Annotated in this window: 18 protein-coding genes; 7 read left to right on the top strand and 11 right to left on the bottom strand. The window is 70.4% G+C overall.

The window, feature by feature from the left end; all coding sequences use genetic code 11:
* Nucleotides 1-212: 212 nt before the first annotated feature.
* From P3X83_RS26465 to P3X83_RS26440, 6 genes are all read right to left on the bottom strand, one after another.
* Nucleotides 213-1,148 (bottom strand): zf-HC2 domain-containing protein, encoded by a 936-nt coding sequence (locus P3X83_RS26465; RefSeq protein ID WP_277307923.1) that lies wholly within the window; start codon nucleotides 1,146-1,148, stop codon nucleotides 213-215.
* Nucleotides 1,138-1,782: an RNA polymerase sigma factor SigM gene (gene sigM / locus P3X83_RS26460; RefSeq protein ID WP_277307921.1), complete on the bottom strand. Its 645-nt coding sequence runs from the start codon at nucleotides 1,780-1,782 to the stop codon at nucleotides 1,138-1,140. Before sigM ends, P3X83_RS26465 begins: the two co-directional genes overlap by 11 nt.
* Before the next feature lie 13 nt (nucleotides 1,783-1,795).
* Entirely contained in the window at nucleotides 1,796-3,349 is a 1,554-nt protein-coding gene (locus P3X83_RS26455) for a serine/threonine protein kinase (RefSeq protein ID WP_277307920.1), read from the bottom strand.
* A gap of 270 nt (nucleotides 3,350-3,619) precedes the next feature.
* The gene (murJ, locus tag P3X83_RS26450; protein WP_277307919.1) at nucleotides 3,620-5,221 is read right to left on the bottom strand and encodes a murein biosynthesis integral membrane protein MurJ; all 1,602 of its coding nucleotides are present in this window, start codon (nucleotides 5,219-5,221) and stop codon (nucleotides 3,620-3,622) included.
* 125 nt (nucleotides 5,222-5,346) lie between these two features.
* Nucleotides 5,347-7,620 carry a DUF6049 family protein gene (locus tag P3X83_RS26445; protein WP_277307918.1) on the bottom strand — a complete coding sequence of 758 codons (2,274 nt, stop codon included), beginning with the start codon at nucleotides 7,618-7,620 and terminating at the stop codon, nucleotides 5,347-5,349.
* An 87-nt stretch (nucleotides 7,621-7,707) separates the two neighbouring features.
* Entirely contained in the window at nucleotides 7,708-8,250 is a 543-nt protein-coding gene (locus P3X83_RS26440; protein ID WP_277307917.1) for a YbaK/EbsC family protein, read from the bottom strand.
* Nucleotides 8,251-8,393: 143 nt separating this feature from the next.
* Between P3X83_RS26440 and P3X83_RS26435 the strand changes: the two genes are divergently transcribed.
* A complete protein-coding gene (locus tag P3X83_RS26435; protein WP_277307916.1) occupies nucleotides 8,394-9,827 on the top strand; it encodes a CCA tRNA nucleotidyltransferase in 1,434 nt (477 codons plus the stop codon).
* A 52-nt stretch (nucleotides 9,828-9,879) separates the two neighbouring features.
* On the opposite strand, the gene P3X83_RS26430 is transcribed toward P3X83_RS26435, so the two are convergent.
* Nucleotides 9,880-11,184, bottom strand: a complete 1,305-nt coding sequence (locus P3X83_RS26430; protein WP_277307915.1) for an MFS transporter — start codon at nucleotides 11,182-11,184, stop codon at nucleotides 9,880-9,882.
* Nucleotides 11,185-11,390: 206 nt separating this feature from the next.
* Between P3X83_RS26430 and idi the strand changes: the two genes are divergently transcribed.
* A complete protein-coding gene (gene idi, locus P3X83_RS26425; RefSeq protein WP_277307914.1) occupies nucleotides 11,391-11,972 on the top strand; it encodes an isopentenyl-diphosphate Delta-isomerase in 582 nt (193 codons plus the stop codon).
* Nucleotides 11,973-12,069: 97 nt separating this feature from the next.
* Here idi and P3X83_RS26420 read toward each other — a convergent pair whose 3' ends face one another.
* Entirely contained in the window at nucleotides 12,070-13,149 is a 1,080-nt protein-coding gene (locus P3X83_RS26420) for an inositol-3-phosphate synthase (protein WP_277307913.1), read from the bottom strand.
* A 13-nt stretch (nucleotides 13,150-13,162) separates the two neighbouring features.
* Entirely contained in the window at nucleotides 13,163-13,861 is a 699-nt protein-coding gene (locus P3X83_RS26415; RefSeq protein WP_277307912.1) for a PadR family transcriptional regulator, read from the bottom strand.
* Between the two features lie 147 nt (nucleotides 13,862-14,008).
* Between P3X83_RS26415 and P3X83_RS26410 the strand changes: the two genes are divergently transcribed.
* Nucleotides 14,009-14,389 (top strand): DUF5318 family protein, encoded by a 381-nt coding sequence (locus P3X83_RS26410; protein ID WP_277307911.1) that lies wholly within the window; start codon nucleotides 14,009-14,011, stop codon nucleotides 14,387-14,389.
* 639 nt (nucleotides 14,390-15,028) lie between these two features.
* On the opposite strand, the gene P3X83_RS26405 is transcribed toward P3X83_RS26410, so the two are convergent.
* Nucleotides 15,029-15,223, bottom strand: coding sequence for a hypothetical protein (locus P3X83_RS26405; protein ID WP_277307910.1), 195 nt, complete (start codon nucleotides 15,221-15,223; stop codon nucleotides 15,029-15,031).
* Between the two features lie 57 nt (nucleotides 15,224-15,280).
* Here P3X83_RS26405 and P3X83_RS26400 point away from each other — a divergent pair, with 57 nt between their 5' ends.
* The 4 genes from P3X83_RS26400 (at nucleotide 15,281) to P3X83_RS26385 (ending at nucleotide 21,471) form a co-directional block, all read left to right on the top strand.
* Nucleotides 15,281-17,545 (top strand): transglycosylase domain-containing protein, encoded by a 2,265-nt coding sequence (locus tag P3X83_RS26400; protein WP_277307909.1) that lies wholly within the window; start codon nucleotides 15,281-15,283, stop codon nucleotides 17,543-17,545.
* 15 nt (nucleotides 17,546-17,560) lie between these two features.
* Nucleotides 17,561-19,153, top strand: coding sequence for a glycosyltransferase 87 family protein (locus P3X83_RS26395; RefSeq protein ID WP_277307908.1), 1,593 nt, complete (start codon nucleotides 17,561-17,563; stop codon nucleotides 19,151-19,153).
* A gap of 1 nt (nucleotide 19,154) precedes the next feature.
* Nucleotides 19,155-20,360, top strand: coding sequence for a mannosyltransferase family protein (locus P3X83_RS26390; protein ID WP_277307907.1), 1,206 nt, complete (start codon nucleotides 19,155-19,157; stop codon nucleotides 20,358-20,360).
* A gap of 199 nt (nucleotides 20,361-20,559) precedes the next feature.
* Nucleotides 20,560-21,471, top strand: a complete 912-nt coding sequence (locus tag P3X83_RS26385; protein WP_277307906.1) for a S1 family peptidase — start codon at nucleotides 20,560-20,562, stop codon at nucleotides 21,469-21,471.
* A gap of 25 nt (nucleotides 21,472-21,496) precedes the next feature.
* On the opposite strand, the gene P3X83_RS26380 is transcribed toward P3X83_RS26385, so the two are convergent.
* Nucleotides 21,497-22,255, bottom strand: a complete 759-nt coding sequence (locus P3X83_RS26380; protein ID WP_277307905.1) for a deoxyribonuclease IV — start codon at nucleotides 22,253-22,255, stop codon at nucleotides 21,497-21,499.
* Nucleotides 22,256-22,357: the final 102 nt, after the last annotated feature.

Genomic DNA, 22,357 nt, shown 5'->3' with positions numbered 1-22,357 from the left:
GCCTTTCGTTGCCGTTGCCAGTCGCGTCAACAGATCCTAGGCGTCTGGGATTCCCGCATGGCCACCAGATGCCGAAGTGCCGCCGTCAGACGCCAAAGTACGGCCGCCGACCTGTCGTCATCCCCTGGCGACACGCCGGAAACGACGAAAGGGCCCGCGGAAGCGGGCCCTTTCGCCAACGGACGAACCAACGGACGGCTAGCGCGGGCCGGTCACCACTTGGCCAGCGCGGGCTTGCGCAGGTTCTTGCACTCGGGGTCCACCACGCGGACCTGAACCTTGTTGGCCTCGCGGTTCTTCCAGAACAGCATCAGGGCGGCCTCCTGGCCTTCGTAGTAGCCCTGGTCCACCTGGAAGGGGTCCTGACCCAGCTTGTCGGACACGCCGCCGATACAGCGCAGCAGCTTGTCCTTGACCGACTCGGGACCACTGAGCACCACGGCGGGCGCGAAGTAGTCGCTGAGCGAGCCGCGCAGGTCGCGGTTGCTGTAGTTGAAGTCGCTGTTGGTGATCTTGTAAGCGAGCCGCAACTCCACCTTGGGCTGCACCGGTGACTCCGCGACGGTCACCGGAGGCGCCTCCTGCTGCCCGCCCGACGCGCTGATCAGGCTCGTCGAGAGCGCCACCGATCCGACCACCGCCGCCGCGGCGACGGCCGCCGTCGCCGGCAGGGCCCATCTGCGCCTTCTGCTCGTCCTCTCCCGCCGCCTGGCCGGCACCACGGTGCCGTCGTCCGCGACGACACCCAGGCGTACCGGCTCCGGTTCGGCGATCTCCGGGGCGCTGGTCTCAGCGGGCTCTATGCGGGCAGGGCCGGTGGCTCCGGCCCCGACGGTCTCCCACGGGGCGTCCGCCATGAGACGTTCCCAATCGGGCGCCTCGGCGACGGCCACGGCCGTCCCCGCCCGCCCGGTACGGCCGGCCTCGGCCGCCAGCGCCTGGTCTATTCGTAGCGCGACCCCCATCGGCATGGCCGGTGTCGGGGTGGCCGCGAGCACTTCTCGCACTGCCGCGAGATCGGCCAGGCTCTCCCCGCAGGGATCGCAGACCGCGAGATGCTCGCGGACCGGCCGGGCTTCGGCGTCATCAAGGAGACCCTCTGCCAACTCGGCAAGGATCTCCAGGTCGTAGTGCGTGTCACCCGTCACGAAGTTCTGCTCCCTTCGCGGATGAGACGCGAGTTAGGTCTGATCGGTTCCGCAGATGCGAAAGAATTGGGGCAAGTTTCGCGCGCCCTCTGGCGCATCGGCTCTTCACCGTGCCACTGGGCACCTGGAGCACCGCCGCGGCGTCCTCGACGGAGTAGCCCATCATGTCGACCAGCACCAGTGCGGCGCGCTGGTCGGCGGGAAGCACCCGCAGCGCGGCCGTGACCTCCATGGACACCTCGCGCTCGCCGGTCTGGTCGGGCAGCGGGGTGTCGCGCTCGGCGGCCTCGATGAGCTCGTCGTCGGCGACGGGGCGGATCGACTTCCTGCGCATGCGGTCCAGGCAGGCGTTGACCACGATCCGGTGCAGCCAGGTGGTGACGGCGGCCTCGCCGCGGAAGCTCTCGGCCTTTCGGTAGGCCGAAACGAAGGCGTCCTGTACGGCGTCGGCGGCCTCGTCGGGATCGCCGAGGGTGCGCAGGGCCACGGCCCACATCCGGTCGCGATGCCGCTTGACGATCTCGCTGAAGGCGTGCGGATCCCCGTTGATGTGGCCGGTCAGCAGCTCGGCGTCGGATCTGCCCGACCGCTCTTGCCGATCCGTTTCTGATGGGGTCTCGGGTGGGGAATTCACAAGGAGAGTCCTGCTATGCCGATCCGGGGGAGTAGACCACTACGTCGTAGATGGTGCCACGAAATTCCCCTTGGTAGGCCGGAAGACGGGTAAACCAGATCAAAACGTACTGGCCGCTTGTCACCTCTTCCGCGGTGAAGGTGGTCTTGCCCGAGGCGTCTTCCCGCTTCGCCACGGTCTTGAGAGAGCCCAGCTCAGGGGAGTCGCCGACGCGGATCTCGGCGGCGGCGCCGGACGCCTTGGCGAACGTGACGCTCACCTCGGAGACCTTCACCGACTTGCCCATGTCGACCAGCAGGCCGACGCCGTCCTTCAGGCGGCCGAACTCGGCGCTCGCGTAGCTCTGGGTGTGCCACTCGGTGCTGGGCTTGCCGTCGATGGCGTTGCGCGCGAGGTCGGTGTTCTCCTCGCGGTCGTCGCCCTTGGGGTCGAACCCCTTCGCGCCGGACGCGCGCACGGCCTCGGGCTTGGCCGTCGGCGTGGAGCTGGTCGTCGCCCTGGCCTTGGGCGTCTCGGGGCCGCCGGCGATGTTGCGGCCGAGGGTCCAGGCCCCGATGCCGACCGCGGCCATCACGACCAGCACCACGATGGTCATCACGGCCCGGTTCAGCGTGCCGCCACCGCCTCGCGCGGGCGGGTACTGCCCCCGCGCGGCCGGGTACTGCTGGTGGGCGGGCGTGGTGTGCTGGGTCGGCTGCCGCTGCATCGGCTCGGCGGCGGGCCGGGACATCTCGAACCGGACGTCCTGCTCGGCGGGCACCGGCACGGACGGCGGCAGCGTCGCGATCGGCACCGGCGCGGGGCGCGGAACCCCGGCCAGGGCGTCGGCGACCTCGGCCGGGCTGGCCAGCGGGGCCTGCCCGCGCAGTGCGGACGGCAGCGCCGCCCGCACCGTGACGGCGTCGAGATAACCGGGAATGCCCGCCGTGACCTGGCGTGGCGTGCACGCGTGGCCGTCCTGGGTGGTCGGCGCGGGCGGCAGGCCGCCGGAGTCGCCGTCGGCCGGCCAGTGCGCGGTGAGCCCGGCGTAGAGGAGGCGGCCGAGCCCGGCGGCGTCCTCACCGGCCGGGTCGTCGCTGACCAGGCCCGCCAGCGCGGCGTCGATGCCGACGCCGAGGACCTTGACCGTGCTGCCGGAGGTCCACACCAGTTTGGTGGGCCGCAGGCACAGGTGGGCGAGCCCGGCCTCGTGGGCGTGCGCCAGCGCCTCGGCGGCCTCGCCGACCAGCGCGGCGGCGCGCTCGGGGTCGAGCGGGCCGGCGGCGACCATGTCGGCCAGCGTCTCGCCGGTGACCCACTCGCTGACCACATAGGACAGGCCGTCTTCCTCGGCGGCGTCGAAGACCTGGGTGAGACGGGGGTCGGACAGGCGGCTCGCGGCGCGCGCCGCGGTCACCACCTCGCTGGTGCGGGGATAGGACTCGTCGAAGGTGTGGACCGCCACGGGACGGGCCAGCACTTCGTCGATCGCCTTCCAGAGGGTCGCGCCGTCCTGTTCGGCGACGCGGTCTTCGACGCGGAACCGCTCGGCCAGCTTTGAGCCGGGCTCGACTGCGGGGGCGCTCATGCGGCGATCACCATTCCATGATCAGAGGAGGTGGCGCGATGGCCGAACCACGCGGGCCACGCAGGCATATCGCCATCTATCCTGCGATGCCGGTTGGATGCGCCCACGCCCCTCCTGCTTCCATTCCGCCGCTTGTCGGGCACCATGCTAGTGCTGTACTGGTTTCTTGCGTGTTCCTTCTGAAAGCACAGGAGCCCCATGAGACTCCGCACTCCCTGAACATGACGTCCGAGGGGTGGCTCCAGGTTCACCCGGCACCAAACTTCCCCATCAACGGCCTACCCGCCCTGCGACAAGTCCAACGATCGAACCCACCTCGGGGATGCGCGCGCGGTGCGCGACCGCCAGGTAGAGCAGCATCCCCAGGCCGCCTCCGGCGGCGAGGATGACCAGCGAGCTGAGCGCGGTCAGCCCGGCCCAGCTCTGCCCGCCCCACAGCACCGCCAGGGCGAGGGCCGCCGCGGGCAGCGACACCACGTACATCCGGGTGAGCGCGCCGGCCACGCGCCGGCCGTCCAGGCCGCCGACGCGGCGGCTGGCCAGCACCCAGGCCACGCCCGTGCCGAGCACGTAGGCGATGGTGAAGGAGGAGGCCAGGCCCATCACGATGTACCGGTCCGGCAGCACCAGGTAGGCCACCAGGCTGAGCAGCGCGTTGACCGCGACGTTGCCCGCCGCGACGAAGGCCGGGGTGCGGGTGTCGCCGAAGCTGTAGAACACCCGCAGCAGGAGCTGGAAGATCGAGAACGGCACCAGCGCCAGGCCGAACACCTGGAGCACGTTGCCGATGTAGACGGCGTCGTCGATGGTCATGTTGCCATGACCGAAGATCAGCACGGTGACCGCGGGGCCGAGCACCATCAGCAGCAGCCCGGCCGGGATGATCACCGAGCAGACCAGGCGCACGCCGGAGGCGAACTCCTCGCGTACCTGGCCGAACTGCCCGTCGGCGACCGACCTGCTCATCCTGGGCAGCATCGCGGTGATCACCGATACCGCGATCACGCCGTAGGGGAGCTGAAAGAGCTGCCAGGCGTAGGAGTAGGCGGCGTTGCCCGCCCCGGGCACCCGGTCGCCCGCGCCCGTGGCGAGCTTGGTGGTGACCCAGAAGCCGAACTGGGTGATGCCGACGTAGGCGAAGGTCCACGCGGCCGTCCTGGCCATCTCGCCGAGCCCGACGCCGCGCAGCCCGAACCGAGGCCGGAAGCGGAACCCGGCCCGGTGCAGCGAGATCACCAGGGCCACCGACTGCACCACGATCCCGGCCGTGGTGCCCAGGCCGAGCAGGGCGAGGTCGGACGGGGTCACCGCCTCGGCGGAGGAACCGGCGTCACTGACCACCAGGTAGAGCAGGCCGACCGCGATCATGACCAGGTTGTTGAGCACCGGGGCCCACATCGGCGCGGCGAACCGGTCGCGGGTGTTGAGGATCGCCCCGGCCAGCGCGCCGACGCCGAAGAACGCGATCTGCGGCAGGATGAACCGGGCCAGCGAGATCGCCACGTCGCGCTTCGCGCCGGTCCAGTCGTCGGTGTAGAGGTCCACGATCTGCGGCGCGAGCACCACCGCGCCGACCGCGACCACGCCCAGGGCGAGGATGGCCAGCGTCATCAGCCGCTGCTCGTAGGCGACGCCGCCGTCGGGGTCGCGCATCTTCGCCCGCACGATCATCGGCACGATCACGCTGCTCAGCACCCCGCCGATGAGCAGGTCGAACAGGATCAGCGGGATCGTGTAGGCGACGTTGTAGGCGTCGCCGAGCGCGGCCGTGCCGATCGCGGCGGCGAGCACCGCCGTGCGCAGGAAGCCGGTGACACGCGACACCATCGTGCCGGCGGCCATGATCGCGCCGGCGCGCAGCACGCGGCTCATCGCACGGACTTCCCTGCCGGGCCGAATGTGCCGCGCCCCTGATCGTCAGGGGGGCTCACCGATGCGTTCTCGCCGCTGCTCATGGTTCTCCTCCAGCCCTTGCGGCAGGGCCGTCGTCCGTCGCGTCACGCGCGGTGGCCCGGATTGGGGCCGGTCGCGTGCTCCGCCTGGGGTGGGTTGTGCTCGGTGGCCGCCTCGGCGGCGGCCTCGGTGCCGGTGCCCGCAGAAGCACCCGCCGGGGCGGCGGACTCGGCCGGGCTTTCGACCCGGCCTTCCACCCGGCTCTCCACCGGGCGTTCGGCGGGAGCCTGCGGCTGCCCCTGACGGCGGGCGCCCCCGGGACGGCGGCGGCGCAGCACCCGGAGCACCACGGCCGCAAGCATGACAGAAAGAGCGCCGCCCACGATCACCATCGCGATGCCGGTGTAGCCGGTGGTGCGCACGGTCAGCTTGATCGGCGGGCCGTAGCGCTTGCCGTCCTGGGTGCGCAACTGCACGGACACCGTGGTCTCGCCGCTGATGTGGGAGGTCAGCGGCACCTGCACGGTCTGGTTCTGCTGCGCGCCGATCTTCATCGGCTGGGAGAAGTCCTTGATCTCCAGTTGCCGGGGGTTGGTGGACTTGACCTCGATGCGCAGCGAGACCTGCTTGTCCAGCGAGTTGTGCACGCTGATCGGCACCACGCCGTTGTCGCCGGCCAGGGTGCGCGGCTGCTCGGTGCCGGTGATCTCCACTTCGTCGATCCGGGCGCCGATGGCGTCGCCGATCTGCTCCACCGCCGTGCGCGCCTCGCCGGTCTTGCCGCGCCAGGCGGAGGAGGCCAGTCGCAGCAGCGGGCGCTCGAAAGGGTGGCGGTCGTCGGCGTCGGTGATGTCGGCGGTGAGCTGGGCCTGCCGTCCGGTCCTGCGGACCGTGGCCAGGTAGCCCTTGCCCAGCTCGTCGCGGCGCTGGGTGTCGGTGTAGGTCAGCGCGGAGCGCGGCACCGGGGGCTTGGCCTGCTTGATCGACGAGATCGCGGTGGGGGCCACCCAGGGGAGCTTGGCCGCGTCGGACAGGACCGTCGACACGAACGCGGGGTCGGGGTGCCACTGCCGGTACGGCGCGGCCACCACGGTGCGCGCGACCTGCGGCGACTCCGCGGTGATCATCGCGGTCTCGGCCAGGAACCGCTGCCTGGCCACCAGCGCCGCCCCGGGCGTGCTCACGTTCGCGGACAGGACCTCGCTGAGTGTCCTGTCCGCGACCAGAGCCGTGACCGGGCCGGTGACGGACGCCACCGTCGCGGCGGCGTCGGGGGTCGTGGTCACGGTGGGGTCGGCCGGCAGGTTGTCCTGGCCCAGTAGCACCGTCTTCACCCCGCCGACGGCCAGCTCGTCCAGCGCGTCGAGGTCGAGCACGCCGGAGACCGGCCAGTTCAGGTCGGTGGGGACGTCGCGGCCCAGCAGGGTCTTGGCGACCTCGGCGCCGGTGGTGAGCGCGGTGCGCGTCACGCCGTCGAGGCCCTGGTGGGTCAGGGCGGTGACGTCGGGATCGGCGTACGGCGCGGCGGTCACGGACGCCTTGGCCAGCGCCGTGCGCAGCTCGGACAGCCACGGCGCGGCGGCCTCGGCCGGTCGCCGCTTGCGGTCGCCGCCCGCGCCCACGTCGTAGGCGCGGGTCATCGCGTTCACGTCGTCGAGCAGCGCCGGATCGACGACCCAGGCGACGCCCTTGGACCTGGCGGACTCGCGCACCAGCGCGAGCAGGTCGGCCAGCCTGCCGCCCTGGGCCAGCGCGGCGCGCAGGTCGTCGTTGAGGAAGGTCTGGTCGGTGCTGCGGCGTGGACGCTGGTCGAAGAGCGGCAGCACGACGGACAGCCGGGTGCGGGCGACCTGGGTGTCCTTCGGGGTGAACGTCACGAAGGTGCGCTGGAGCGCCAGGGTGCCCACGGCGGGCTGTAGCACCTCGACGGCGAGCGGGTAGACGCCGAACTTCCACATTTCGATCACCGCGGGGGTGACGGTGAACTCCCACCGCTGCTTCGCACCGGCCGCGATCACCGGGACCGTGGTGGCGTTCGAGCTTGAGGCGCGATCGCGCCAGGCGATCTGCCCGTCGGCGTAGGTCTGCATCTCGGCCCGGCTGGTGAACGCCTGGTTGGAATAGCGCAGCCGGATGGTCGCGCCGTAGAGCGGGGCACCCGTGGTGTTGGTGTAGTAACCGGAGACCTTGATCTCCCGGTCGCGTTCGCGCGGGGCGTCGGGGGTGAGCGACTCGATCACCAGCGGGGGCTCCTGCCGCGCGGCGCTCGCGCTCGTCAGCGCCGGGGCCGTCGCGGCAGCCGTACCCTGCACCGCCACGGCTGGTACGGCCAGCAGCGCGGCGGTGACGGTGGTGAGCAGAGCGGCTTTTCTGATCACAAGCCGGCCCGGATCGGAGTACGGCGCACGCCGCAATGCTATGGCCTCCACGCGGCCGGATCGGGTCGAGGCGGGTCGGATGCCGGGTCAGTGCGGCAGCGGATGCGACCGCCGGCGCCCGTGTTGCAGGGGCAGACGCGCCTGTGGCGCGAGGTCGAGCCGTTTCCCGGACACCAGCCTGAGCAGGTCGGACGCGCGCAGCGACAGGGCGGTGCGCCGCTCGCCCGTCGGGGTGTGGACCAGCGTGTCGCCAGGAAGGTCGTTGGAGAGGCGATCGTCCACGAGCAGCGCGAGGTCGTCCGGCAGCAGCAGCGGGCAGACGAGCCCGGCCGCGTACTCCGTCGCGGCGTTGACCATGAAGGCCGACGCGGGGTGGACCTTGCGCGCGCCGAGCAGCGCGCCGACCAGACCCGGACGCGGCGGGGTGGCGACCGAACTGAGCACGGCCACAGGCTCCAGCCCTACCCTCGTGTCCACCTCGTACACCGACACCTCCAGGCAGTGCCCGGCGTCGGCGTGCATGATCTCGGGCAGCTCACCCGCGCATGTCAGCGCGCGCGGAAGGCGTACGATCTCATGGTGGACCTGGTGTGCGAGGAGCCAGCGGTGGATCGCGAGGGCGTCCTTCATCTATGCGCTCCTTGCCTCGTCGCACGACCCCCTACGGTCCCCCGAGCGACCGTGACCAGGTGATCGCTGACGGTGTATCTCCCGCGGGTTACACCGGAACTGGCCCGGGGGAACATCCTCCGTAACCGAAGGACCTACCCAGCTTGTCCGAATCGAATCTGACCGGAAGCCAGCGGCGCGGACTTGACGCGCTACTTCGCCGCCTCCCCCCCGTAGTCGATGAGCTCGGCGAACTGTTCGCCGCGCGCGGGCACGAGCTCGCCCTCGTCGGCGGGCCGGTCCGCGACGTCTTCCTCGGCCGTTCCGGCAACGACCTCGACCTGACCACCGACGCCAGGCCCGAGCGGGTGCTGGAGATCGTCCGTGACTGGGCCGACGCCGTATGGACGATCGGCATCGACTTCGGCACCGTGGGCCTTCGCAAGGACGGCCTGCAACTGGAGATCACCACCTACCGCAGCGAGGCGTACGACCCCGAGTCGCGCAAGCCCGAGGTCATGTACGGCGACAACCTCGAAGACGACCTCGCGCGGCGCGACTTCGCCGTCAACGCGATGGCGGTGCGCCTGCCCGACCACACCTTCGTCGACCCGCACGGCGGGCTCGCCGACCTCGCCGCGCGGGTGCTGCGCACCCCGGGGCCGCCCGAGCGCTCGTTCGACGACGACCCGCTGCGCATGCTCCGCGCCGCCCGGTTCGCCGCGCAGCTCGGCTTCCGGGTGCATCCCGCCACCTTCGCCGCGATGAAGGACATGGCCGGGCGGATCGAGATCGTCTCCGCCGAGCGGATCCAGGCCGAGCTGGACAAGCTGATCTGCGGTCCCCAGCCCCGTGCCGGGCTGGAGCTGCTCACCGAGTCGGGCCTGGCCGAGCACGTGCTGCCCGAGCTGCCCAAGCTGCGCCTGGAGATCGACGAGCACCACCGGCACAAGGACGTCTACGAGCACACCCTGATCGTGCTGGAGCAGGCCATCGGCCTGGAGGACGACGGCCAGTGCGACCGGGTGCTGCGCTGGGCCGCGCTGCTGCACGACATCGGCAAGCCGAAGACCCGCAGGCACGAGCCCGGCGGCCGGGTCTCCTTCCACCACCACGAGGTGGTCGGCGCGCAGCTCACCAAGAAGCGGCTGACCGCGCTGAAGTTCCCGAAAGACGTGGTGGCCGACGTCTCCCAGCTCGTCGAGCTGCACCTGCGGTTCCACGGGTACGGCACCGGCGAGTGGACCGACAGCGCGGTGCGCCGCTACGTACGCGACGCGGGCCACCTCCTCGACCGCCTGCACAAGCTGACCAGGGCCGACTGCACGACCAGGAACAAGCGCAAGGCGCAGGCGCTGTCGCGCACCTACGACCACCTGGAGGAGCGGATCTCCCGGCTGGCCGAGGAGGAGGAGCTGGCCAAGATCCGTCCGGAGCTGGACGGGAACGAGATCCAGCGGATCCTCGGCATCCCGCCCGGGCCGAAGGTGGGCGCCGCCTACCGGTTCCTGCTGGAGATGCGCCTGGACAAGGGCATGATCGGCAAGGAGGCGGCCACCGAGGCGCTGCTCGCCTGGGCGGCCGACCAAGACTCCTGAACCGGCCGAGACTCCTGAACCGCCTGAGACTTCTTGACGCGACGGCCGGTGCTCAGACCCGTTCGGGCACCTGCCGGCGCGGCTGGTCGTCGGTGGGCGTGACCAGCCGGTAGACCAGCGCGCCGAGCAGGTAACCGACGGCGATGACGGTGACCACGAGCAGTGACCTGCCGTCGGGCGGGAGCAGCATCGCGGCGAACGCGGCGGCGAGCACGTACATGCCGTTGAACAGCATGTCGTAGAGCGAGAAGACCCGGCCCAGGTAGGCGTCGGCGATGTCGCGCTGGACGGTGGTGTCGGCGCAGATCTTCACGCTTTGCCCGGCGAGGCCGAGTACGAACCCGGCGACCGGCATGCCCCACTCCTGGAAGGGGGCTACCAGCGCGAAGCCGATCACGCCCGCGGCGGCCAGCATGATCGGCACCCAGTTGGTGATGCCGAAGCGCGCGGTGGCCCACGGGGTGACCAGGGCGGCGGCGAAGTAGCCGAGCCCGGAGGTGCCGAGCACCAGGGTGACGCCCGCCAGGGCGCGGTCGGGGTCGTCGAGGGTGAAGTGGTACCGGTAGAGCATGAGCAACAGGGCGGTGCACATGCCGTACATGAACCGGTGGGTGGCCATGGCGCCGAGCGCGGCGGCGGCGGCGCGGTGGTGCGCGACGTGGCGCAGGCCGTCCACCAGGCCGCGGACGACGTTGCGCAGGGCCTCGCGGGTCTGCGGGCGCTCGGGGTCGTAGGCCGGGCCGAGCAGGTCGCGGGCCATGCTCAGGGCGATCGTCGCGGAGAAGGCGAAGACGATCCCGGAGGTCACCAGCAGCAGCGCGGTGCCGCCGTGGCCGGAGCCGAAGACCAGGCGCAGCAGGTATCCGGCGCCGGCGCCGACGAAGGTGATGACCGTGCCCGAGGTCGGCGTGACGGCGTTGGCCACCATCAGGTTGTCCTTGGTCACCACGTGGGGGAGTGACGCCCCGAGCGCGGCCAGGAAGAACCGGTTGACGCCCAGGGCGCCGAGCGCGACCACGTAGAACCAGGCGTCGGGCGCGCTGGTGGCCACGAGCCCGGCGGCCAGCAGCAGCAGCGCGCACTTGATGACCGGCCCGATGACCAGGATCTGCCGCCGGGACCAGCGGTCGATGAAGACCCCGGCGAACGGCCCGAGCACGGAGTAGGGGAGCAGCAGGACGGCCAGCCCGACGGCGATCTGCAGGGCGTTGGTCTGCGTCTCAGGGTTGAAGAAGGCGTAGCCGGTGACTCCGAACTGGAAGATCCCGTCGGAGAACTGCGACACCAGGCGGGTGGCGAAGAGTCGCCTGAAGTCCCGTTCCCGAAGGACGGCCCGCAGATCGGAGGCGAACGACACCACGCCAGCCTACGGTGCCCGGTAGCGCCCGGACATCAGGGAGATCCCGTAGTCCCGCAGGGGAAGGGCCTTGATGGGAAGGGCCCGGAGCTGGGGGACTTTACCGGCAAACCCCAAGATAGGGGAGATTTCACCCCTGGTGTCTGCTTCGAAGTGTGGGATTGGTGTCATGTTACGCATCATGATCACGTACCCTCAAACGGGTGATGACTGACGAACTCGTCGTGCTGGTGGATCGCGAGGGCAACGCAACCGGTATCGCACCAAAAGCATCGATACACGGCACCGACACGCCCCTGCACCTGGCCTTTTCGAGCTACGTCTTCGACTCCGCGGGGCGTGTACTGCTCTCCCGGAGGGCCGCGCACAAGCTCACCTGGCCCGACGCATGGACGAACAGCTGCTGTGGTCACCCGCTGCCCGGCGAGCCGCTCGACGGGGCGGTCACCCGTCGCCTCTCCTATGAACTCGGCCTCGACGTCGAGCGCGTGGACCTGATGCTCCCCGCCTTCTCCTACCGGGCGGTCATGGAGAACGGCATCGTCGAGCACGAGCTGTGCCCGGTCTACCGGGTCGTCGTGGCCGCCGACGCCGTCCCCAACCCGGACGAGGTCGGCGAGGTCGAGTGGATGCCCTGGCACGAGTTCGCCGAGGGAGTGGTGTCCGGCCGCCTGCCGATCTCGCCCTGGTGCCGGGAGCAGGTCCCGCTGCTGCTGGAACTGGGCGACGATCCGCTCGCCTGGGCACCGGCCGACCCCGCCGCCCTCCCGCCGGCGGCCCGGCCCTGACCGGTCTTCAGCGCCTTAGCGGCCCTGACCGGCCCTGACGCGTGAAAGCCCCCGCCGCCGGGCGGGGGCTTTCATCGGCGCCGTGTCGCCGAGTGCCTCAGCGCTCGACCTCGCCCCGGATGAACTTCTCCACCGCCTCGCGGGCGACGTCGTCGGAGTACTGCTCCGGCGGCGACTTCATGAAATAGGACGCGGGCGACAGCAGCGGGCCGCCGATGCCCCGGTCGAGGCCGATCTTGGCCGCCCGGATCGCGTCGATGATGATGCCCGCGGAGTTCGGGGAGTCCCAGACCTCCAGCTTGTACTCCAGGTTGAGCGGCGTGTCGCCGAACGACCTGCCCTCCAGGCGCACGTAGGCCCACTTGCGGTCGTCGAGCCACGGCACGTGGTCGGACGGGCCGATGTGGACGTCGCCCTTGCCCATCTCACGCGGGATCTGCGAGGTGACCGAGCGGGTCTTGGAGATCTTCTTGGACTGGAGGCGGCTGCGCTCCAGCATGTTCATGAAGTCCATGTTGCCGCCGAAGTTGAGCTGGTAGGTGCGCAGCAGCTCGACCCCGCGGTCTTCGAACAGCTTGGCCATCACCCGGTGGGTGATCGTCGCGCCGACCTGGGACTTGATGTCGTCACCGATGATCGGCACGCCCGCCTCGGTGAACTTGGCGGCCCACTCGGGGTCGGAGGCGATGAACACCGGCAGCGCGTTGACGAACGCCACCCGGGCGTCGATCGCGCACTGCGCGTAGAAGCGGTCGGCCTCCTCGGAACCCACCGGCAGGTAGGACACCAGCACGTCGGCCCCGGTGTCACGGAGCACCTGCGCCACGTCTACCGGCGGCTCGTCGGACTCCTCGATGATCTCGCGGTAGAACTCGCCGAGGCCGTCGTGGGTCGGGCCGCGCTGCACGGTGACGCCCATGGGCGGCACGTCGCAGATCTTCACGGTGTTGTTCTCGCTGGCGACGATCGCCTCGGAGAGATCGCGGCCGACCTTCTTCGCGTCGACGTCGAAGGCGGCGACGAATTCGACGTCGCCGACGTGGTAGTCGCCGAAGCGCACGTGCATCAGGCCCGGCACTCGCGTGGCCGGGTCGGCGTCCTTGTAGTAATGCACGCCCTGCACCAGCGACGCCGCGCAGTTGCCGACTCCGACAATCGCTACGCGCACCGAACCCATGGCACTCGCTCCCTTACTCATGATCTGTATTCGCAGCCCTGCTCGGGCCGTCCTCTGCGTCTGTCCCCGTGTTCACGTCCGGAACGTCCGTGCCTTCGTGTCTTTCCGGCCGGCCCGTTCGCCCCGTGGAATGCGGCGGCCCGGTGCCGTCAGGCCCGCCGCGCCGCTCGGTGGCGATCAGCTCGTTGAGCCAGCGCACCTCGCGCTCGACGGATTCCAGGCCGTGCCGCTGAAGCTCAAGCGTGTAGGCGTCGAGCCGCTCCCGGGTGCGGGCGAGCGCGGTGCGCACGCCCTCCAACCGCTCCTCCAGACGGCTGCGGCGGCCTTCGAGGATGCGAAGGCGTACCTCCGCCTCGATGTGCCGGAAGAACGCGAAGTGGACTCCGAAGCTCTCGTCCTCCCAAGACGACGGGCCGGACTGGGTCAGCAGCTCCTGGAGCCGCTCCTTGCCCTCCGCCGTCAGCTTGTAAACGATCTTCGATCGACGCCCCGCGAGTGGTGCGACGGCCTCGGCCTGGGCCGGTTCCTCCTCCGCGATGAGCCCGTCGTTGAGCAACGAGCGCAGGCAGGGGTAGAGCGAGCCGTAGGAGAAGGCACGGAACATGCCGAGTAGCGTGTTGAGCCGTTTGCGCAGCTCATAGCCGTGTAGCGGGGTCTCGTGCAACGACCCGAGGACGGCCAGCTCCAGCACGTTGCTTCTGCCTCCGACCACTGGAACCGACCCCCTTTCGCGTCGATGTATCGCACCGATACATCTGCAGGATACGTCGCCGTGGCATACCCCGCAACGACCAGGGCCGACTTTCACGAATGCCCCAAGAGGTTGGGAGCAATCGGTAAAAAGCCGTAGTCTGCCCACATGTGGTCACAACGAGCGGTCGTGGACTACGGCCTTGCGAAGCGGGCGACGGTGCGCTCGTTACGCACGGGCCGATCGTCCTTCGACGACGTGTGTGACGCACATCCCTATCTCCTCCGCGCCGCACGGTTCCACGGAGAGGCGACCGATCGCCTGTGCCCGGTGTGCGAGCGACTGAACGTGACGCACGTGACGTACGTATATGGAGACGAGCTAGGTCAATCCGTAGGCCGGGTAAAGACGAAGTCAGACCTTGCCGAGATGGCCCACGAATACCGCGAATTCCGGGTGTACGTGGTAGAGGTCTGCCAAGGTTGTTCTTGGAATCATCTGGCGGTCTCGTTCGTCCTCGGAAACGGAGACCCCCCGACGGAGTCCTGAAGACGATAATGCCGGGTGACGCCTCACCGCCTGCCGCTGGCCGTCGCCCACACCCACATCGCCGATGACTGAACGAGGACGCGCGTGAGTTACAGCAGCTATGGCCCGGAGCCGACCGGAGGGCCCGCCCCCCGAGGGGCGTCCTCGCCGTCGGCTCGCCAAGGACGGCGCCGGGCGGGCGGTCCCGCCCCCCAGGAATCCCCGTCCAGCGCACCCGCACCCCGTAACGTCTCCCCGCAGCCTTCGCCTCGCGACCGTGCACCTGATCGGGCACCTGATCGGGCTCCCGAAAGGCGCCGCCGTCCCGAGCCGCCGCCGTCGTCAGGCGGGCGCCGGGCGGAGGCCGAGTTCGAGGACACCCAGACGATGATGGCCGCGGCGGCGGGAGCGCCGCGCGGCCCGCAGGGCGGTCCCGGCGGCAGAGGCGGCCCGGGTGGGCCGGGCGGTCAAGGCGGTCAAGGCGGTCAAGGCGGTCAGGGGCAGCCGTCGTACCACGACGGCGGCCCGCCGTCCAGGCCCACGCGCTCGTCCTCGCGCACGGGCCGTGGTCAGGGTGGGCCAGGCGGTCCCGGGCGTCCGGGGATGCCCGGCGGGCCTGGTCGGCCTGGCGGCCGTCCGGCGGACGGCGACACGCAGCTCTCACACACGACGCGCAGCAGGTCCGTCGGCGCGGAAGGCCCGGACGGCCCGCGCGGCCCGGGCAGAGGCGGCCCCGGCGGGCCTGGTGGCCCCGGTGGCCCCGGTGGCCCCGGTGGCCGCGGACGCGGCGGCGGCGGCCGTGGCGGAGACGGAGGCGAAGGCGGCCCCGGCCGCCGACGATCGTCCGGCGGTCACGGGCAGCCGCCCGGCAAGAAGAAGTGGACGCGCTTCATCCCGAGCTGGAAGATCGTCATGGCCGGTGGCGCGGTCGTCGCCGCCGGCGTGTTCGGCATGATCGCGATCGCCTACGCCAACACCAGCCTGCCCACCGAGAAGGACTACCAGGAGTCCGCGGTCGCCCAGGGCAGCATTTTCAAGTACGCCAACGGCAAGACCTTCGCCAAGGTCGGCACCAGGCGGACCATCATCAAGCTGGCCGACGTCCCCAAGCACGTCCAGGATTCCGTGATCTCCGCGGAGAACCGCAGTTTCCGCCAGGACGTCGGCATCAGCATCCCCAGCCTGGCCCGCTCGGTGTGGATGACCGCCACGGGGCAGCAGACCCAGGGTGGTTCGACGATCACCCAGCAGATGGCCAGGAACTACTTCGAGGGCCTGAGCAAAGAGGTCGCGATCAAGCGTAAGGTCAAGGAGATCTTCGTCGCGGTCAAGATCGACCGCGAGTGGGACAAGGACAAGATCCTTGAGTACTACCTGAACACGATCTCCTTCGGCCGCAACACCTACGGCATCCAGGCCGCCGCCCAGGAGTTCTTCGGCAAGAGCGCCAAGAACCTGACCCTCGCCGAGGGCATCTACCTGGCCGGCCGGATCCAGCGCCCCGGCGACTTCGACCGGTATGAGTCGGAGGGCAAGTACGGCCCGACCATGGAGCGCTTCGACTACGTGCTCAAGGGTCTTCCCGTGGTGAACCCGGAGTACACCGCCAAGGTCCAGGGGCTGAAGTTCCCCAAGCCCAGGAAGCCCCGGGTGACCGAGGAGTACCGGGGCGCGGAGGGCTACATGCTCAACATCGTCGAGCGTGAGCTGGCCTCCAAGTACGGCATCTCCAAGGAAGACCTGGCCTCCGGCGGCTACACCATCACCACCAGCTTCGACCCGGCCGTGATGGCCGCCGCCAAGCGGGCGGTCGAGTCGCGGACCGGCGTCTACTCGAAGACCGTGCACACCAGCCTGGCGGCGGTGAACCCGAAGAACGGCCAGGTCGTCGGCTTCTACAGCGGGCGCAACTTCCTGGGCGACTTCAACAACCGCGCCTTCGACGCCACCAAGCAGGCCGCCTCCGCGTTCAAGCCGTACGTGCTGGCCGCCTGGCTGGCCGACGGGCACAGCCTGAGCAGCTACATCAGCGGCAAGTCGCCCTACCAGGCCGACAACACCAAGGAGATCCGCAACTCCGGCGGCGCCTCGTTCGGGTCCATCAACCTGGTGACGGCCACCGCCAAGTCGGTCAACACCGTGTTCGTGCAGATGGGCGAGAAGGTCGGCCTCGACGCGGTCGCCAACATCGCCAAGGGGGCGGGCGTCGGGCAGAAGGCGACGTCCATCCTCAAGGAGAACTCGGTCGACTGGGCGATCAAGAACCACAGCTACGCCGCCACCATCGGCAGCGCGACCGTCACCGCCGTCGAGCAGGCCAACGGCTACGGCATCTTCGCCAACGCGGGCAAGCACATCGACTGGCACACCGTGGTCAGGGTGGACCAGCGCGACCGCGACACCGGCAGGAACGACACCAAGTACCGCGAGCAGCGGACCGCCCGCGAGGTGATCTCCGCCGACGTCGCCGCCGACGCGACCTACGCGATGACCCAGGTCGTCAAGGCCGGTACCGGTGGCGCGGCCAACCTCGGCGCGCGTCCGGTGGCCGGGAAGACGGGCACGAACAACGAGTCCAAGGACGCCTGGTTCGTCGGGTTCACCCCGCAGCTCTCCACGGCCGTGGGCATGTACCAGGAGGTGCCGGTCGACGCCAAGACCGGCAAGGAACTGCCGTACAACCCCAAGACCGGCAAGCCGCTCAACAAGAAGAAGAAGTACGTGATGGCGGAGCGCTCGCTGCCCGGTGCCATCGGCGGTGGCGGCGTCCCGACCCAGATCTGGCACGACTTCATGGCCGAGGCACTGAAGGACGCCAAGATCGAGCAGTTCCCGCCCAGGGCCAACACCGGACAGCCGGAGAACTTGGCTCCCAGCCCGGCCCCGACTCCCACGCCCGACCCTGAGGACACCGAGGAGCCGGAAGACCCCAACGACCAGAACGGCTGGCCCCCGGTCGACGACGACCAGTTCCCGGACGAGCCGATGGACAACGGCGGCCCCGAGGACAGCGGCTGCGCCGAGAACGACCTGTTCTGCGACGCCAACGCCGACTCCCCCGAGGAGTCGGGCACCAGCCGCGACGACGGCGGGAACGGCGGCCAGGGCCGACCAACGTCCAACCACTCGATCCCGACCACGGCTCCCAGCGGCCGTGGCACCGGCGACGACCGATAGACGGCCGGCGATCCCATGACCACCGAAGACGAGCCCAAGCGGAACGAGCCCCAGCAGACCCCATCCGCCCCACCGACCCCGGTCAATCCCACCGATACCGAGACCCGTCCGCCGGAAGAAGACACCCCTGCGGAGGCGGTCACCGATTCGCCGGATGAGGCCGTCGATTCGCCGGATGAGGATGGCGACAGGCCCGCGCGCGCCGCTTCGGTGGATGGGGAAGGGTTCCGGGCGGCGGGGTTCGTCACCGGGGTGAGCGCCCGGGCGCTGCCGTACATGCCGCTGGCGGTGGTCGCCGTGCTCGGCGCGATGTTCGCCTATCTGTGGAAGTGGCCGTGCCGGTTCGGCGGCGCCTGGAACAACGGGACGCTGCAGTTCACCAACTTCTGCTACACCGACATCTACCCCCTCTACTTCGACCGCGGCCTGTCCGACGGCAAGGTCCCCTACTTCGCCGACGTCGACTTCGAGAAGCAGGTCGAGTACCCGGTGGTGCTCGGCTGGGTGATGCACGCCGTCTCGCGGTCGGCCGCGCTGCTGGCCGAGGTGGCCTCAAGGGCCGCGACCTTCTACGACCTGACCGTGCTGCTGATGGCCGCGTGCCTGGTGGCCGGGGTGCTGATGATGGCCCGCCTGGCGGGCCCGGGACGCCGGTGGGACGCGCTCTGGTACGCGATCGCCCCCGGTGTCGTCCTGGCCGCCTACATCAACTGGGACCTCGCCGCCGGGGCGCTGTCGCTCGGCGCGATGCTGGCCTGGGCGCGTCAGCGGCAGGTGCTCGCCGGGGTGCTGCTCGGCCTGGCCATCGCCACCAAGTTCTATCCGCTGATGTTCGTCGGCGCGTTGTTCCTGCTCGCGCTGCGCACCTTCCAGTGGGCGCCGTTCCTGCGGACCATGGCCGCCGCAGCGGTCACCTGGATCGTGGTCAACGTGCCCATCATGATCTTCGCCTTCGACGGCTGGCGGCGGTTCTACGTCTTCAGCCAGGAGCGCGGCGCGGACTGGGGCTCGCTGTGGTTCTTCTTCCAGCAGAAGGGCTGGCCGCTCCTCGGTGATCCCGATCGGCTGAGTTTCCTGGGCATCGCCTCGCTCGGGACGCTGTGCCTGCTGATCGCCGTGCTGGCGCTGACCGCGCCGACCCGGCCCCGGCTGATGCAGCTCTGCTTCCTGGCGCTGGCCGCGTTCATGCTGACCAACAAGGTGTGGTCGCCGCAGTTCGTGCTCTGGCTGGTGCCGTTCGCCGTGCTGGCCCGGCCGAACTGGAAGCCGCTGGCGCTGTGGCAGGTCGCCGAGGTCTGGTACTTCTTCGCGATCTGGCTGTACCTGGTCGGTCTCCAGGAGGGCAACGCGCACCTGGGCATCACCGGCGACACCTACTACACCGCCGTGTGGGGCCGCGCCCTGACGATCGTGCTGATGATGGCCCTCGTGGTGCGCGACATCCTGCGCCCGGAGCGCGACCTGGTACGCCAGGGCGGCGTCGACGACCAGGCGGGCGGAGTCTTCGACGGCGCCCCCGACCGATTGCGGTCGGCGCTCGCCGGAGTCGGCGCCAGTGCCAGTGCCGGGGCCGGGGCCGGCTCCGGTTCCGGTGCCCGGACCACCTGAGGTGGCGCTTCCCGGTTCCGCGCCACCGGCGACCGACTCTGCGGAGCAGCCATCGCCCGGCCCCCTGGAGCGGGCCTTCTACCAGGGCCTCACCCTGTGGATAAGTTCGCGCCTGGGGATACTGCTCCTCGCCGTGGTGGGGGCCGGGGTCCTGTTCGGCGAGGAGACCAAGCCGCTGCTGGAGCGCTGGCGGGCCTGGGACGCCAACCTGCTGATCGTCATCGCCGAGCACGGCTACGACGGCGAACCCGGCAAACCCGACGATCCCGGCCTGCCCGCGTTCTTCCCCGGGATGCCGCTGATGCTCCGCCTGGTGCATCTCGTGGTGTCCGACTGGACCCTCGCGGGCATCCTGATCTCGCTGGTCGCGGGCGGTGTGGCCACCGTCGCGCTGGTGCGGCTCGGCGACTTCGAGGGCCCGGTGGGCACCGGACGGCACGCGGTGCTCCTGCTGCTGCTCTGCCCCACGGCGGTCTTCCTGTTCGCCGGGTACAGCGAGGCGCTGTTCCTGGCGTTCGCCATCCCCGCCTGGTTGGCCGCGCGGCGCGGCGACTGGCTGTCGGCGGGGCTGCTCGGGGCGGGCGCTTCGTGCGTGCGGATCACCGGGCTGTTCCTGGCGATCGCGCTGATCGTGGAGTACTTCACCGGGCCGTGGCGGGCGGAGCGCGCGGCGCGCCCGCCGTACCGGCGGAACATCTCGTGGCTGCTGGCGCCGTTCGTGCCGCTCGCGCTGTACTCGGCCTACCAGTACGGCAGGACCGGCGACTGGCTGGCCTGGAACCACGCCCAGGAGGCCGGGTGGGGCCGGAGCCTGGTCATGCCGTGGGAGTCGTGGGCCACGACGTGGGCGTCGGCGACCGGTGACGGACAGTTCTCCTGGGCGTTCCGGATGGAGATCGCCGGGGCGATCGTGGGCGTGCTGTTCACCCTGTGGCTGCTGGTCCGGCGCAGGTGGAGCGAGCTGACGTACGTGGGGCTGCAGGTGGGCGCACTGGTCTGCTCGGCCTACTACCTGTCGATCCCGCGCTCGGCGCTGCTGTGGTGGCCGCTGTGGCTGGCGCTCGCACGGCTGGGCACCGCGCGTGAGAACGACGAGAGCTGGATGCAGCCGCTACGGCCGGGCGTGATCGCGGTCTACGGATTCGTGCTCGGACCGCTGATGGTGGTCAACACGCTTACCTACCTCAAGGGCGGCTGGGCGGGCTGAGCAGCGCGAAGACAGGCCCTACCCACTTTTCCGCAACGGTAATCCGCAAAAGTTATCCACAGGCTGTGGACTGTGGACGGCGATGGCGGCCCGCCGCCATGCGCAAGGGCAACCATTAGTAACTTCACAGCTACGTTCTGTCATTACCCCAGAAGGGCATCAGAGTCCCGACAGCCCCAACCGAAAGGGACTCCCCCCGATGCACCCTCGTTTCCGGGCCGGCCTCGTCGTGCTGGCCCTCTCGACGCTCGCGTGCTCTCTCCCGGCCGCGGCGTCCGCCGAACCGGCGCGCGCGGCGGCCTCACCGCGTGAACTGGCCGAGCTCAAGGAGCGGCTCGACCGGCTCGCCGAACAGGGCAGGGCCGGGCAGGCCCAGTACTGGTACATCGACCACCGGGCCGGCAAGGTGCACATCGCCGTGCTGAGAGGGTCGCTCGACCCCACGACCAGGTTGTTCACCACCGCCGGACCGCCCGCCCTGACCCGCACGGTCACGGTGAGCGAGCCCGTCACCGGGTTCGTCGGCACGGCGCGGGCGGCGGGCCAGGTGAGCCGTCCGGCGGCCACCGCCCTGGCCACCCGGGCCGCGCCCGTCTACGGAGGGCAGCGGATCACCTCGGGCGACACCTACTGCTCGACCGGCTTCAACGTCACCGACCGCGGTGGGCGGCCCCGGGTGCTCACCGCCGGGCACTGCGCGAACCTCGGCAGGTCATGGTCGTATCAGGGGCTGTGGCTGGGCGACATAACCGGGGTCAACTACCCGGGCGGCGATCTGTCGGAGATCACTCCGGCGGGTGGCTGGGACCTGCCGTCGGCCGTCCGGGAGGAGAACGGCGACATCCAGCGGATCGGGCCGCTGCGCAGGCCGTACCTCGACCAGCGGCTGTGCAAGACGGGCGCCACCAGCGGCACCACCTGCGGGCGGGTCACGGCCCTCGACGCCACGGCCAACTACGGTGACGGGCCGGTCTACGGCCTGGCCCTGACCACCGTCTACGCGGCCGAGGGCGACAGCGGCGGCTCGGTCTACGAAGGCGACACCGGGGTCGCGCTGGTCAGCGGCGGGCCCAGGGGCGGCGGCAGCGCCTTCGTCTTCTCGCCCTTCTAGGCGGGGTTCTGCGGCCGGCGTTCGCTCAGGCCAGGTTCTTGCGCAGGAAGGCGATGTCGTCGGCCTGCCCGTCGCCCGGCGTCTCGACGACGATCGGCGCGCCCGCCGTCCGGCAGACCGCGAGCAGGGCCTCGCCGTCGATCTGCCCGGACCCCAGGTTGGCGTGCCGGTCGGCGCCGGAGCCGAAGGCGTCGCGCGAGTCGTTGCAGTGGATCAGGTCGATCCGGCCGGTGATGGCCTTCACCCGCTCGACCAGGCCCACCAGCTCCTCGCCGCCCGCGTGGGCGTGGCAGGTGTCGAGGCAGAAGCCGACGTCGAAGCCGTCAAGGGCCTCCCACAGCCGGGCGATGCTGTCGAGCTTGCGGGCCATGGCGTTGTCGCCGCCCGCGGTGTTCTCGATGAGGACGGGGATCGGGCACTCCATCCGCTCGAACACCTTGCGCCAGTTGTCGAAACCGGCCTGCGGGTCGTCGTCCTTGCCCATGTGGCCGCCGTGCACGATCAGGCCCTTGGCGCCGATGTCGGCGGCCGCCCGCAGGTGCTGGGCCAGCAGCTTGCGGCTGGGGATCCGGATGCGGTTGTTGAGCGTGGCCACGTTGATCAGGTAGGGCGCGTGGACGTAGACGTCGAGCCCGGTTCCGCCGAGGTCGGCGGCCTTCTCGGGGATCTTCGGCGCCTTGTAGCCCTGCGGGTCTCCGAGGAAGAACTGCACCACCTCGGCGTCGACCGCCGCCGCGGCGGCGGCGGGGTCCTGCTGATCGACGTGAGCACCGATTCGCACCATGGCACCGAGCGTATCCGACGTCCGCGCGGGGGCGTCGCGCGTTTCGCGGGGGTCCGGCGCGCGTTTCGAGAGGGGTTCGGCGGGCAGTCGCAGGGGCGAATC

It is taken from the genome of Spongiactinospora sp. TRM90649 (assembly GCF_029382225.1).
Lineage (GTDB): Bacteria > Actinomycetota > Actinomycetes > Streptosporangiales > Streptosporangiaceae > Spongiactinospora.
This window is presented reverse-complemented; position numbering and strand designations above follow the sequence as displayed.